The sequence below is a fragment of the Corallococcus sp. AB011P genome, from assembly GCF_003611605.1.
Lineage (GTDB): Bacteria > Myxococcota > Myxococcia > Myxococcales > Myxococcaceae > Corallococcus > Corallococcus coralloides.
The window spans coordinates 431,328-445,015 of sequence record NZ_RAVX01000001.1 but is presented as its reverse complement, the minus strand read 5'-3'; the positions used below and the strand labels follow the sequence as shown (position 1 = coordinate 445,015).

Genomic DNA, 13,688 nt, shown 5'->3' with positions numbered 1-13,688 from the left:
GGGCCCGGCCGTGTCCGTGCGTGGGTGCGCCGCTGTCGCGCCCACCGCGCCAAACTCGAGCCCTGACGGTCCTCCCGTGTCCCGTTCATTCCTCGCGTACACCGCGCTGTCGAGCGCCGCCGTGGCCACCTTCCTGCTGAGCGGCTGCGACCCCATCTGCACGAATGGCGTCTCCAAGCCCGGGCAGGGCCAGGTGACCCGGAACGCCGCCGGCACCTGCGTGCAGTTGGTGGTGACCCGCCCCGACGCCGGGGAGGGCGGCGGCTCCGATGGCGGTGACGGGGGCGACGGTGGCGAGCTGCCCGACGCGGGCACGGACGGGGGCGTGTGCGGCGCCGGGCCGGGCTGGACGACGCACGTCGTGGACGAGGGCATCAACTCCCTCACCTCCACGTTCATCTTCGACGCGCAGGGCGTGGGCCACTACGCCTATGCGAAGGGCTTGGACTTCTACGTGGGCACCACCCGGCCGGGCGAAACCCCGGCGCGGCTGGGGGAGGCGTGGGCCGCCATCGACGTGAACATGGCGGTGGCCGCGGACGGCACGCACCACGTGCTGTACCAGCAGGGAGAATACGTCGGCTACGCGACCGACGCCCAAGGCACCTGGGACTTCAACATCCTGGGACGCGGCTGGTCGAGGGCCGTCGCGCTCGATGCCCAGGGCCAGGTCCACGTGCTCATCGCACGGCCCTCTCCGCAGGTGGGCTACCTGCTTGGCCACCGGGCCGCCAACGGAGCCTGGAGCCTGCCGCCGGTGGAGGAGCTCGAGGCCGCGGGCGACCGCGAGCGGCTGGCCGTGGACGCCAACGGCCACCTCCATCTCGCGTTCGCGCGCGGGCACGGCATTACGAGTCAGGTCGTGTACGCGAGCAATGCGTCAGGGACGTGGGTCACCGAGCCGCTGGACTGGGACATTCCCGTGAGTTCGCCGCGCCTCCGCATCGCCTTGGAGGTGGACCCAACGGGCCGGCCCTCCCTGGTGGGCTCCGACGAGCAGGGAGCATGGCTGTGGGTGAAGGAGGACAACGGCTGGACGTCGTACGGACTGGGAGCCTTCCGGAGCCGGGGCCCCGCGCTGTCGCGAAGCCTCTTCTTCCCAAACATCCGCCACGTCCTGCTGGACGACGCGGACGCGGCCGCGAACACGAACGGGAGCACCAGCCAGATGATCGTGAAGATGCTGTACGGCACGGCCCCCGTCGGCTCGACGCGGCCCCTCGTCCTGGAGACGCTGGACGGTGGGAATGCGTTTCCCGGCCCCTCCTCCATCCACGTGGACGAGCAGGACCAGATCCAGGTGGGCTTCACCTACGTGCACTACGACTACCCGCCGGACGGCGGCGCGCTGCAGACGACGCGCGGCTTGCGCTACGCGCGCTACTGCCCGTGAGCCCCACGCGGGAAGCGCGCGGTTGCGGGGCACGGAAGCGGGCGCCTACAGTCGCCGCGCCTTGAGCGAGCCCGCCCCCGTCCTGAGTCCCCCGCCCCCTCCGTCCACCTCCCACCGGGCCCTCGTCGTGGCGCGAGCGCTGGCGGTGCTCGGTGGGTTGGGCTGGTTCCTGTGGCTGGGCGGCGGGCCGGTGCTGCCGCCCACGCGCATCGACTGGATGATGCGCGAGGACTGGGCCGCGCACATCTTCGGCTGGCTCTTCTTCCGCAACGCGGACTGGACGCTGCCCCTGGGCGCGGCGCCCAACCACTTCTACCCGTACGGCTCGTCGGTGGCGCTCACGGACGGCAACCCGTGGCTGGCGCTGCTGCTCAAGCCCCTGTCGCCGCTGTTGCCCGTGGACTTCCAGTACACCGGGCCGTGGCTGGCCCTGTGCTACGCGCTGATGGGGTACTTCGGCGCGCGGCTGGTGGAGACGGTGTCCCCGCGCCCGGTGCCCATGGTGCTGGGCGGCACGCTGCTGGCGCTGTCGCCGGTGATGGCGGCGCGCTTCGGCCACCCCACGCTGTGCGCGCACTGGCTGCTGCTGGCCCTGCTGTGGCTCAACCTGCGGGACATCCCGGACGCGCGCGCCGCGACGCGGAGCCTGGGCCTGGCGGCGCTCTTCAACGCCATCGCGTCAGGCACCCATCCGTACTGGGTGGCCATGTTGATGCCGCTGACGCTGGCGCTCGGGGTGCGGCTCGCCTGGAGCCGGAAACTCGGCCCCGCGCGCGTCGCGGCGCTGTGCGGGGGCATCGCGGCGCTGGACGTGGGGCTGTTCGCCCTCTTCGGCTACTTCGGCGGCGGCGGGCTGGGCGCGGAGGGCTTCGGGGACTTCTCCGCGGACCTGGCCACGCTGGTGAACCCCATGGGTTGGGGGCGCCTGTTGCCGGACCTGCCCGCCGCGCCCCGGCAGGGCGAGGGCTTCGGCTACCTGGGCGCGGGGGCGCTGCTGCTCGGCGTCGTGGCTTGCGTGAGCCTGTTCGCGCGCAGGCGGGAGGCGCGCACGCTGGACTGGCGCCGGGTGCTGCCCGCGGCGGTGGTGGTGCTGCTCATGGCCGTCTACGCGCTGTCGTCGCGCGTGACGTGGCTGGGCCAGCCGGTGGCGGACCTGGGCGCGCTGTACGCGCCGCTGACGAAGGCGACGAACGCGTTCCGCGCCTCCGGCCGCTTCGTCTGGCCGCTGCACTACCTGCTCGTCGTCGGCACGGTGCTGGTGGTGGCGCGCCTGTGGCGCGGCGTGCCCGCCGTGACCGTGGCCGCGCTGACGGTGGCGCTGGCGCTCCAGGCGTACGACGTGCGCGAGGAGAAGAGCGCCCTCTTCAAGCCCGTGCGCTTCCATCGCCTGAAGTCCGCGGAGTGGGACGCGCTGAAGGGCTCCTATCAACACCTGGCCCTCTTCCCGCCGCAGGTGCAGTGGGTGTGCCGCTACGACGAGCCGCTGGTGAACGCGCTGGCGTATCAGGCGTACCGGCTGAAGCTGACGTTCAACAGCGGCTACGCGTCGCGCACGCCGGAGGCGCTGGCGGCGGAGTGCCGCGCGCCACTGCCCTCGGGCGGCCTGGACGCGAGCACCGCGTACGTGGTGCTGCCGCCGCACGTGCAGCCCTTCCTCGACGCGGGCGCCAACTGCGGCCTCGTGGAGGACCTGCCGGTGTGCGTGGTGGGGAGCAACATGGATGCGTTCGCGGAGGGGCTCGCGCGTCAGCCCCGCCGCTGACGCGAAGCAGCACTGAAAATCCTTTCAGTCCGTTTCCGCTCCGCTGTTACCTTGCAGGTAGCCCCGGTTTCCCACCGGGCGCACTGCGAGGGGAGCGACGATGCCTGCGATGACGAAGCACGCTGCGGGGACGGTGTCCTGGGTGGACCTGATGGCCTGGGACCTGGAGAAGGCCCAGGACTTCTATGGGGCGCTGTTCGGCTGGACGTTCGACCCCACGTCCAAGGAGAACGGCTACTACACGATGGCCCGTAAGAATGGCCAGCACGTGGCGGCGCTGATACCGCGCCCCAGCGACGCGCCGTTCCCTCCCATCTGGAACACCTACTTCGCCGTGGAGAGCGTGGACCGCTCCGTCGCCCGTTTGAAGGAACTGGGCGGCAAGGTGGTGATGGAGCCCATGGACGTCATGGAGGCGGGGCGCATGGCCTTCTGTGCGGACAACACCGGCGCGCCCTTCGGCTTCTGGCAGCCGAACCTGTTCCACGGCACGGGGCTGGTGAACGAGCCCGGCGCCGTGGCCTGGTTCGAGGCCAAGACGCGCGACGGCGCCAGGGCCGTGGCCTTCTACAAGGACCTCTTCGGCATGACGGCGGACAAGATGCCGGACGACCGGATGCAGTACTGGGTCCTGAAGAAGGACGGCGGTGAGGCGGCCGGCGTGATGCAGTTCGACGACAAGACGCCCGCCGAGGTGCCGGCCCACTGGATGGTCACCTTCGCCGTGGCCAACACCGACGAGGCCGCGGCCACCGTCACCGCCAAGGGCGGCAAGGTCATCATGCAGCCGTTCGATTCACCCTACGGCCGCATCGCCATCGTGGCCGACCCCGGCGGCGCGGCCTTCGGCGTCATCACCCTGGCCCGGCCGGCGTAAGAGCCGCCATCGCGGCGGCCATCACCTGCTTCACCGGCACGCCCGCGGCCCGGGCCAGCCGGACGCAGTCGTCGAACTCCGGGTGCGCGTTGAGCACCCGGCCGTCCCGCAGGCCGCGCTTCACGCGGACCTTGCCCCAGGGCGTGTCCACCTCCACGAAGTCGCGCTCCAGCGCGTGGCGCTCCACCCGGTGGTAGCGCACGCCCAGCGACGTGGACTCGCGCAAGAGCACGTCCACCACCACCTCGCGCAGGCCGCCCTCCACCAGCGCGCCCAGGAGGTGCGCCGGCCGGCCCTTCTTCATCACCACCGGAGACACCCACGCGTCCTTCGCGCCGACCTCCAGGAGCCGCTCCACCAGGTGCGCCAGGAGCTGCGGCGTGGCGTCATCCAGGTTCGCCTCCACCACCCACAGCCCTTCGGTGGCCTGCGTCTCCACGCGGCCCAGCGACGCGCGCAGCACGTTGGGCCGGTCGCGGAAGTCCTTCGTCCCCACGCCGTAGCCCACCTTCTCCACGATGAAGTCCGGCGGGTGGCCAATCTTCGTCAGCACCTTGAGCAGCGCCGCGCCCGTGGGCGTCGTCAATTCGCCCACGCCCTCGAAGCGCACGGGCACGTCGCGCAGAAGCTCCAGCGTCGCGGGCACGGGGATGGGCATCTGGCCGTGCGCCACGCGGATGGTGCCGCTGCCCAGCGGCGGCGGCGCGGCGTGCACCTCCGGGTCGCCCAGCAGCTCCAGCACCACGGCGGCGCCGCAGATGTCCACGATGGAGTCCACCGCGCCCACCTCATGGAAGTGGATGGCGTCGATGGACACGCCGTGCACCTTCGCCTCGGCCTCGCCGATGGCGCGGAACACCGCCAGGGCCCGCGCCTTCGCGCGCTCCGGCAGCGTGGGCGCGGCTTCAATCAGCTGACGGATGTCCGCGTAGGCGCGGTGCGGGTGCGCTTCCTTCGCGTCCAGCACCACGTCCAGGTGCGTGCCGCTGATGGCGTGGCGCACCGCGCGCGACACCGCCAGCTTCCAGCCCGGCACGTTGAGGCCGGACAGCGCCTGCGCAATCGCGTCCGGAGACACGCCCAGGTCGATGCCCGCCGCCAGGAACATGTCCCCGGCGATGCCGCCCACGGGCTCCAGGTAGAGGATGCGCCGCATGGCCTGTCAGCTCCGTCCCTTGGTGCGGGAGATGAGCGCCGCGTAGAAGCCGCCGCCGAACCCGTTGTCGATGTTCATCGTGGCCACGTTGGAGGCGCACGAGTTCACCATCGAGAGCAGCGCGGAGATGCCCCCGAGGTTCGCGCCGTAGCCCACCGACGTGGGCACCGCCACCACCGGGATGCCCACGAGGCCGCCCAGCGCGGACGCGAGCGCGCCCTCCATTCCCGCCACCGCCACGGCGACGTGGCACTCCTGAATCTCTTCACGCCGGCGCAGGAGCCGGTGGATGCCCGCCACGCCCACGTCGTAGACGCGCCGCACGTCCGCGCCCATGGCCTGCGCGGTGAGCGCCGCCTCCTCCGCCACGGGGATGTCGCTGGTGCCGCCCGTCACGATGGCGACGCGGCCCGCCTTCACCTTGCGCTGGGCCAGATGGAAGATGCGCGCCACCGGGTGGTACTCGCCCTTGGGGAAGCGCGCCACCAGGGCCTCGGCCTTGTCCGGCTGCAGCCGCGTCACCAGCACCGTCTGCTTGCGCTCCACCAGCGCGCCGACGATGCCCAGCAGCTGCTCCACCGTCTTGGGCTCGCCCAGCACCACCTCCGGGAAGCCGAACCGCAGGTTGCGGTGCGTGTCCACCGTCGCGTAGCCCAGCTCCGCGTACGGCAGGTCCTTCAGCTTGCCCACCGCGTCGTCCAGGCTGACCTTGCCCGTCTTCACCTGGCCCAGCAGGGCCCTGAGCGCCTTCTCGTCCATGGGCGAGCGGTCTACCCCAGCCGCCCCCGCGCCTCCAGGCGGACCTAGAGGCCCAGCCGGGACAGCAGCGCCTGGGCGCTCCCGCGCTCCAGCACCAGCAGCATCTGTCCGCCCAGCGACGTGGGCCCGGACGCGGAGAAGCGCGCCGCCAGCACCACGCCCGGCCCCGGCTCCATGTCGCCCAGCACGCCCGCCAGCACCGGGCGCACCGGCCCGCGCTGGAGGTGGGGCACGGAGGGCAACAGCCGCCAGCCCGTCAGCCGCCCGATGGCGGACAGGCACGCGCTGGCGAGGATGTTCGCGGCCTCGGCCAGGGCGCTCTCGCGCTCCTCGGGGGACGCGGGGTGGCCGCGCACCAGCGCGGACTCCAGCGCCTCCGCGTCCACGGACGGCAGCGCCAGCACCAGCGCGCCGCGCAGCTCTCCCGTCATGCCCAGGCGCACGGCGACGGCGGGGGCGTCGTCCGCGAAGAGCGCGGGGCCCTGGATGGCGTCCGTGACGCGCACCTCGGGGACGGACAGGTCCACGCGGCCACCCATCAGCCGGGCCAGGGCGTTGGCGCCATGTCCACAGCCGATGTTGGCCACCTCGCGCAGGGCGTCGAGCTGCGCGTCACTGGGCAGGGGGGGGCTCACGCGGTCAGTAACCTCGGGACGTCCAGGATGAACACGGGACGACCGCTGCCCAGGATGGTCACGCCGGACAGTCCCGGCAGCAAGTCCAGGGGGCGGGACAAGGGTTTGAGCACGACTTCCTCCTGCCCCAGGAGGCGATCCACCGCCAGCGCCACCTTGCCGGTGCCGGCGTCGCCCTCCATCACCACGAAGGGCCGGTAGCCGGGCATGGGGGACGCGGGCACGCCCAGGAGCACCTCCAGCGCGTGCACCGGCAGCAGACCATTGCCGTGCGGTAGGAGCGCCGTCTCACGGCTCTTGCTCAGGGACTGAGGATCCGCCTCCGTGGCGCCCACCACCTTGGCGATGGGCAGGCCGAACACTTCCTCCCCCACCTCCACCAGGAGCAGGTGCACCACGGCGACGGTGAGCGGCAGGCGCAGCGTGAAGACCGTGCCCCGGCCGCGCTCGCTGTCGATTTCGAGCGTGCCGCCCACGCTCTCCACCACGCGCTTCACCGCGTCCATGCCCACGCCGCGGCCGGAGATGTCGGTGATGTCCTTGGCGGTGGAGACGCCCGGCAGGCATGACAGGAGGAACGCGTCGCGGTCCGCCATGCGGTGGGCAGCGTCCTCGGTGATGAGCCCGCGCTTGAGCGCGGAGGCCTTGAGCTTCGCCGGGTCCATGCCCCGGCCGTCGTCCTCGATGTCGATGATGACGCGGTCGCGCGCACGGCGCACGGTGACGGTGACGCGGCCGCGCGCGGACTTCTTCGCGGCCGCCCGCTCCTCCGGGGACTCCAGGCCGTGGTCGATGCAGTTGCGCAACAGGTGCAGCAGCGGGTCGGCCAGCTCGTCGAGGATGGCGCGGTCCAGCTCGATTTCGGCGCCGGTGATGACCAGCTCCACCTCGCGCTCCTTGCGGCGGGCCAGGTCGCGCGCGGCGCGGGGCAGCCGGTCGGTGATGAGCGACAGCGGCGTCATGCGCGCGCTCATGACCTTGTCGTGCAGGTCCTTCACCAGCGTGTGCAGCCGGTAGACGCCCTCCTCCAGCGCGGGGCGCGTGTTCTCCGGCAGCACCTTGCCCACTTCGCGCAGGCGCGCGGTGGCGAGCATCAGCTCCCCCACCGTGTCGAGGAAGTAGTCGAGCAGCTCCGTGCGCACGCGCACCGTGCGCGAGCCCGCGTCCGCGGTGGCGCGCGCCGCGTCCGAAGCGGGCGCGACGACGGGGAGAACGGGCGGCTCCGGGACGGCCGGGGCGACGGAGACGACCTCCACCTCCGCCACGTTGCGCAGGGCCGCCTGGATGCCGGCGTCGCCCACGCCGGTCTCCACGTCCACCTGGATGTAGCCGTCCGGGATGCGGCCGGCCTTGAGCTCCTCCAGGGGCGGGCGCAGGTCCACCAGCGTGCCCAGGGAGGACAGCCGCTTGTGCACGAGGAACGCGCGCACGCCGGGCACCTGACAGGTGGGGGAGATGCGCAGGCGCACCGACCAGCGGGGCGCTCCGGCCTTGCCGTCCGCGCCGATGGCGGCGGCCTTGAGCCCCGAGACCAGCGCCACCACGGAGGCGGAAGGGTCGTTCTCCGGAACCACCGCCAGGGACCGCGCGGCCGGGGCGCCGTAGAGGGCCTCCGGGCCGCTCAGGTCGCGAGGCGGCATCAGCGTGGCCGGAGGCATCACCGCCAGGGCGGAGGGCGCCGCCGCGCCAGAAGCGCCCGGACCGGCTGTTCCCACGACCGCGTCACCGCCGGACGCTCCCGAACCGGAGGCTCCCGGGGTCGAAGGCTCGGCCCCGCTCGACGCGGAGGTTCCCGAGCCCGAAGTCTCCGCGCCAGAAGCACCGGCCCCGGAGGCACCGGCCGCGCTGCCCGGCGTCCCCGAACCCGACGCGGGCCCGGCGGAGCCACCCGGCGTCCCCGAACCCGAGGCACCCGAAGGGCCCTCGCCACCTCCCGAGCCCTCCCCGTCGTCTCCGGACGGGGTCTCGGGCTTGAGCACGGAGACCTGGGCCACGCGGGTCGCGGCGGGGGCGTGGCCGGTGAGTGACTGCACGCGGGTGCCCAGCTGCTTGAGCAACCCTTCGGCCTGCTCCGGTTCACGGTTGGCCGAGACGGCGCGCACCTGGGCCGTGAGCGTGTCCGTGGCGTTCAGCAGCAGGTCCACCAGGTCCCGGTCCAGGAGCTTGCGGTCCTGCCGCACCGCGTCCACCAGGTCCTCCACCCGGTGCGCCAGCATCGCGATGGGCTCGAAGCCCATGGACGACGCCATGCCCTTCACCGAGTGGGCGTGCCGGAACATCGAGTCCACGGTGCTGGCGGTGGCCTCGCGCTCCAGCTCCACGAGGTCCCGTCCGAGCGCCTCCAGGTGCTCGGTGGCCTCCGAGATGAAGAGGCCCAGATACCGGGACATGTCCATCGTCATGACCCGGCACCTCCTTCACAGGCGGAAGGGGCCGCGACCCGGGCGGGAGCGGTCCCTCGCGCGCCGATTCAGGCCTCGCCCAACACCTTCTTGACGACCGCCAGTACGTCCTCCGCCCGGAACGGCTTGACGATGAAGTCCGAGGCACCCGCCTCGATGGCCTCCATCACCAGACTCTCCTGCCCGAGCGCCGAGCACATGATGACGACCGCGCTGCTGTCGGCCTTGATGATTTCCCGCGTGGCTTCAATGCCACTCTTGAAGGGCATCACGATGTCCATCGTCGTGAGGTCCGGCTTCAACTCCTTGAACTTCTCCACGGCCTCCAGGCCGTTGGCCGCCTCACCGACGACCTCGAACCCTCCAGACGCAAAGATGTCCTTGATCATGTTGCGCATGAAGATGGCGTCGTCGACGACCAGCACCCGCTTAGCCATGTGAAGAACTCCGCCTCCGTTTCAGGCCTAGAGGGAGCGCACCCTATCACCGGCCGTTTCCGGGGGGCTACTCACTTGGAGGGAGTGAACAAGGCAACGACCGCCGCATCAAGTCCTTCCGGATCCAGCACGGTCACTCCCAGACCGCCCAGGCGGGCAACGCCGCGAACCGCGGGCATGACCTTGCCCGGCGCGGCGCTGACGCGCTCCACCGCTTCGATGCCGTCCACGTCCGTCACAAGGAGGCCCAAATCCCTGCGACCCCGGTCCAGTAGCACGACACGGCACAGGGGCGTGGGACCTTCTGGCAGGTGGAGCAGCTGGCGGAGCTCCACCACCGTCACCACCCGGCCGCGCAGGTTCATCACCCCGGTGATGGCGGCCGGGGCCCGCGGTACACGTGTGTAGCGCTCCGGGGGGACGACCACCTCCCGGACGGCCGACAAGGGCAACCCGTAGCGTTCCTTCTCGACCCGGAAGATGACGTGCCGCACGGTGAAGGCCCTTGTGCCGCGAGGCGGCGACAGGCGGGGGACGGGGCGCTCAGGGCCCCAGGCGGAAGCTGCGCACCACGCTCTGCAGCTCCACGGAGAGGTTGGTCAGCTCGCTCGCCAGCGACGTCATCCGAGACACCGCGGCCGTCTGCTCCTGGATGACGGCCTGGATGGCCTCCGTGGAGCTGGCGTTGTTCTTCGCCACGAGCTTGATCTCCTCGATGGCCTTCACCATCTCCTCGCTGCCCTTCATCTGGTCGCGGGTGCTGTCGGAGATGAGCGTCACCTTCTCCGCGCCCTTGCGGGCGGTGTCGGTGATGGCCCCCATGGAGCGCATGATGTCGGTGAGGTCCTCACGGCCCTCGGCCAGCTCCGCGATGCCTTCCTTCATGGCGCTGACGACGGAGGTGGACTGGCCGGAGATGTCGCGCGCCAGACGGGAAATCTGCTCCGCGGAGCGGCCGGCGCTCTCCGCCAGCTTGCGCACTTCATCCGCCACCACCGCGAAGCCGCGGCCGTACTCGCCCGCGCGCGCCGCTTCGATGGTGGCGTTCAAGGCCAGGAGGTTCGTCTGCTGCGCCACCTGGGTGATGGCGTCGACGATCTTCGAAATCTCCTGCGTCTTCTCGCCGAAGGCGAACACCTGCTGGCTGGCGGACTCGATGCGGTTGAAGACCTTCTTCACCTTGTCGCCCGCGAGCCGCGCCGCCTTGGAGCCGTCCTCCGCGCTGCTGCTGGTCTCCGCGGACGTGCGGGCCGCGTCCAGGGCGCTGGCCGCCGTGCGCTGGATGCTGCCGGCCATCTCCGTGATGACCTTGGAGGCCTGCGACACCAGCTGCGACTGGGTCTCCGCGCCGCTGGCGATCTTCTCCATCGACGAGCCCACTTCCTCCGTGGACCCGTTGACGTTCTCCGCGCTGCGCTGAAGGTCGATGGCGGTGTCCGCCACGCTCTTGGCGGTGTCCTGAATCTTGCCCACCAGCTCGCGCAGGTTCTCCTGCATGCGGGAGATGGCGCCCGTCAGCTCGTCGATTTCGTCGCGGGTGCTGTGCACCTCCGCGGCCACGGGCTTGGACAAATCCCCTTGCGAAATCTCGAAGGCGGAGCGGCTGAGCACCTTCACGCGGGTGACGCGCGCCAGCAGCGACGGCAGGAACGCGGCGCCGCCAAAGGTGATGAGCACGCCCACACCCACCCGGACGATGAAGCTCCAGCGGCCCCAGGACGCGTCGAAGAGGCTCTCCGTGCAGAGCAGCCACGTGCCCAGCAGCAGGCCCAGCAGGATGTAGCCGGTGGTGATCTTCCGGTGCAGGGACTGCTCGCGAACCACCTTGGGGCCGTCGACGGCGCGCAGCAGTCGCTGCACCGGCTCGCGTCGGGGGGTGAGGCCAGAGGAGGGGTCGTCGCGAAGGGGGCGGCGCACGGGGTGCTTTCAGCGGGAGGGGCGGAAAACAGCCCAGGGGTTTAGCCTTGCTGTCCGGTACGGGTCAATCATCCGGCCGGATCTGCCTGCCTGTCCGGGCGAAGTGGTCGAATCCCGCTGGAGGGGTCAGAACATGCCCCCCTGCGTCCCGGATTCGCAACGTCCGCTCCCGGGTAAGCACTCCCATGCACGTCACCTTCTGCCCGGCGCGGGCACACGCGCGCTCGAACGCCTGCATGCTCGAAGGTGGGACGGCGAGCAGCAGCTCGTAGTCCTCCCCTCCCCGCAGGGCACCTTCTGGCCCCAGCGCCGCGCGCACGGCGGGTGACAGGGGCAGCCGGTCCAGCTCCAGCTCCACGCCCACCCGGGACGCGGCGCACAGGTGGCCCAGGTCCTGCGCCAGTCCATCCGACACGTCCATCCCGGCGGAGGCGAAGCGCGCGGCCAGCTTCCCCAGGGCGATGCGGGGCTCGGGGCGGCGCTGGCGCTTCACGGCCGCGCCCCGCCGGACGCCGGCCTGGAGGTGCTGGAGCCCCAGGCGCGCGTCGCCCAGCGTGCCGGAGACATAGAGGAGGTCTCCGGGCCGGGCGCCCGAGCGGGTGAGGGGCGCGCGGGACAGCTCCCCGGTGACGGTGAGGGTGACGGACACCTCGCGCGCGGAGGTGAAGTTGCCGCCCACGAGCATGATTCGGTGGGCCTTCGCGAGCGCGGCCATGCCCCGGCCCATGGCGGACAGCTCGCGGGCGGGGAAGTCCCGGGGCAGCGCGAGCGCGCAGACGAACCAGCGCGGCGTGGCGCCCATGGCGGCCAGGTCCGACAGGTTCACCGCGAGCGCCTTGTGGCCGATGTCCGCGGCGGAGAACGTCTCGCGGGTGAAGTGCACGTCCTCCACCACGGCGTCGGTGGTGACGCACAGCGCGCCCTTGGATGGGGCGAGCACGGCGCAGTCGTCCCCCGGTCCCACCGGCACCCGCGCGCGCGGGAAGCAGGCGAGGAAGCGTTGGATGAGGTCGAACTCGCCGGGCATGGCGGCACTGAAGACCACGCTCGCGCAGGGGGACGCAATGACGACCCGCGAACGGGCGGGCGGGATGGGGGCACGTGGCGTTGACGGTGTCGGACCGCCCAGGCATAGGACTGAGGAGTGCCCTCTTCCGCCACAGCCATGGACCTGCGCCGCCGGCTGGTGACGGAAGCGCTGGGCTGCGGGCTGCTGGTGGTGGCGCTGGAGGGGTCGCACCACGTCGCGGAGCACCTGGGCGCGAGCGCCACCGAGGGACGCCTCTTCATGTCCCTCTCCTGCGGCGCGGTGCTGGCGTGCCTCTTGTGGGTGCTGCGGCCGCTGTCGGGCGCGCATCTGAATCCGGCGCTCACCTTCGCGGACGCGCTGGGGGACCGCATGCCCTGGCGTGAGGTGCCGCTGTACGTACTGGCGCAACTGACCGGCAGCCTGGTGGGTCGGCTCGTCGCGCACCGCATGTGCAATGAGCCGCTGCTGCTCACCGCGAGGATGCCCGCGGCGGACGGGGCGCGGTTCCTCACGGAGATGGTGGCCACGTTCGGGCTGCTGGTGGTGGTGCGCGGCTGCGTGCGCACGCGGCCGTCGGCGACGCCGCTGGCCATCGCGGGGTACGTGGCGGCGACGGTGTGGTTCACGGACTCGCGCTCGCTGGCGAACCCGGCGCTGGTGCTGGCGCGCGCGGCCAGCGCCCACGTGGGCGTGATGAGCCCGTGGGAGGTGGAGTCCTTCGTCGCGGCGCAGCTGTTGGGCGCGGCGCTGGCGGTGTTCCTCTTCCGGTGGCTGCTGGGCGGCACGCCGAAGCCTGCCGCCACGCCCGTGGAGACCGTCGTCTTCGAGTGCTCGAACGCAGGGCCCGCCCATCTGGCCGCTGCCCTCTTCAACACGCTGGCGCATCCGGACCGGGCGCGCGCGGTGGTGGCGCCGCCGCCGGGCTCGGGGCTGGATGACGGACCGCCGCCCGCCGTGGAGGCGCTGATGCGGGAGGCGAACCTGCGCGCCGCGCCCCTGCGCGACCGGAATGTGCCCGCGTCGCACTACGTTCTCATCGACGTCGCGGGCCATGCCCCAGGCATGGATGCGCGCGTGCGGGAGCGCTGGTCGCTGCCCGCGCTGTCGCTGAAGGACGAGGCCGGAGCGAAGGCGCTGCAGGCGGCGCTGCGGTCCAGGCTGCATCCACTCCTCGCGCGCCAGGGTTGGGAGCGACTGCACGTCGTCAGCGGCGGCCCCGCTCCCGAAGGCCCCCGCGCGCTCACCTGACGTGGACCCCTTGCACGTGACGGGCTGCGGCGTTGACGTCCGCCCGGCACGCGCGCATGACGGTCCAAGAGA

Annotated in this window: 12 protein-coding genes; 4 read left to right on the top strand and 8 right to left on the bottom strand. The window is 71.9% G+C overall.

The annotated features are described in order from the left end of the window. Positions 1-76 precede the first annotated feature (76 nt). The 3 genes from D7X30_RS01945 (at position 77) to D7X30_RS01935 (ending at position 4,032) form a co-directional block, all read left to right on the top strand. The gene (locus D7X30_RS01945) at positions 77-1,393 is read left to right on the top strand and encodes a hypothetical protein (RefSeq protein ID WP_120561108.1); all 1,317 of its coding nucleotides are present in this window, start codon (positions 77-79) and stop codon (positions 1,391-1,393) included. A gap of 61 nt (positions 1,394-1,454) precedes the next feature. After that, positions 1,455-3,155: a DUF6311 domain-containing protein gene (locus D7X30_RS01940; RefSeq protein ID WP_233591317.1), complete on the top strand. Its 1,701-nt coding sequence runs from the start codon at positions 1,455-1,457 to the stop codon at positions 3,153-3,155. Positions 3,156-3,264: 109 nt separating this feature from the next. Beyond that, on the top strand, positions 3,265-4,032 hold the full coding sequence (locus D7X30_RS01935) for a VOC family protein (RefSeq protein ID WP_158619182.1): 768 nt from the start codon (positions 3,265-3,267) through the stop codon (positions 4,030-4,032). Here the strand turns inward: D7X30_RS01935 and larC are convergent. From larC to thiL, 8 genes are all read right to left on the bottom strand, one after another. Continuing rightward, a complete protein-coding gene (larC, locus tag D7X30_RS01930) occupies positions 4,010-5,188 on the bottom strand; it encodes a nickel pincer cofactor biosynthesis protein LarC (protein WP_120561106.1) in 1,179 nt (392 codons plus the stop codon). The genes D7X30_RS01935 and larC overlap by 23 nt on opposite strands. A gap of 6 nt (positions 5,189-5,194) precedes the next feature. Next, complete coding sequence (gene larB, locus D7X30_RS01925) at positions 5,195-5,947, bottom strand: nickel pincer cofactor biosynthesis protein LarB (protein WP_014400064.1); 753 nt, start codon at positions 5,945-5,947, stop codon at positions 5,195-5,197. A gap of 44 nt (positions 5,948-5,991) precedes the next feature. Further along, positions 5,992-6,582 carry a chemotaxis protein CheC gene (locus tag D7X30_RS01920; protein WP_120561105.1) on the bottom strand — a complete coding sequence of 197 codons (591 nt, stop codon included), beginning with the start codon at positions 6,580-6,582 and terminating at the stop codon, positions 5,992-5,994. Next, a complete protein-coding gene (locus tag D7X30_RS01915; RefSeq protein ID WP_120561104.1) occupies positions 6,579-8,984 on the bottom strand; it encodes a chemotaxis protein CheA in 2,406 nt (801 codons plus the stop codon). Before D7X30_RS01915 ends, D7X30_RS01920 begins: the two co-directional genes overlap by 4 nt. A gap of 68 nt (positions 8,985-9,052) precedes the next feature. Then, positions 9,053-9,421 carry a response regulator gene (locus tag D7X30_RS01910; protein ID WP_014400067.1) on the bottom strand — a complete coding sequence of 123 codons (369 nt, stop codon included), beginning with the start codon at positions 9,419-9,421 and terminating at the stop codon, positions 9,053-9,055. Between the two features lie 71 nt (positions 9,422-9,492). Further along, positions 9,493-9,915: a chemotaxis protein CheW gene (locus D7X30_RS01905; RefSeq protein ID WP_014400068.1), complete on the bottom strand. Its 423-nt coding sequence runs from the start codon at positions 9,913-9,915 to the stop codon at positions 9,493-9,495. A 49-nt stretch (positions 9,916-9,964) separates the two neighbouring features. After that, entirely contained in the window at positions 9,965-11,338 is a 1,374-nt protein-coding gene (locus tag D7X30_RS01900; RefSeq protein ID WP_120561103.1) for a methyl-accepting chemotaxis protein, read from the bottom strand. Between the two features lie 64 nt (positions 11,339-11,402). Next, positions 11,403-12,365: a thiamine-phosphate kinase gene (thiL, locus tag D7X30_RS01895; RefSeq protein WP_120561102.1), complete on the bottom strand. Its 963-nt coding sequence runs from the start codon at positions 12,363-12,365 to the stop codon at positions 11,403-11,405. 117 nt (positions 12,366-12,482) lie between these two features. On the opposite strand from thiL, the gene D7X30_RS01890 reads away from it, so the two are divergent. Continuing rightward, a complete protein-coding gene (locus tag D7X30_RS01890; RefSeq protein WP_233591316.1) occupies positions 12,483-13,616 on the top strand; it encodes an aquaporin in 1,134 nt (377 codons plus the stop codon). The last annotated feature ends 72 nt before the right edge of the window (positions 13,617-13,688 follow it).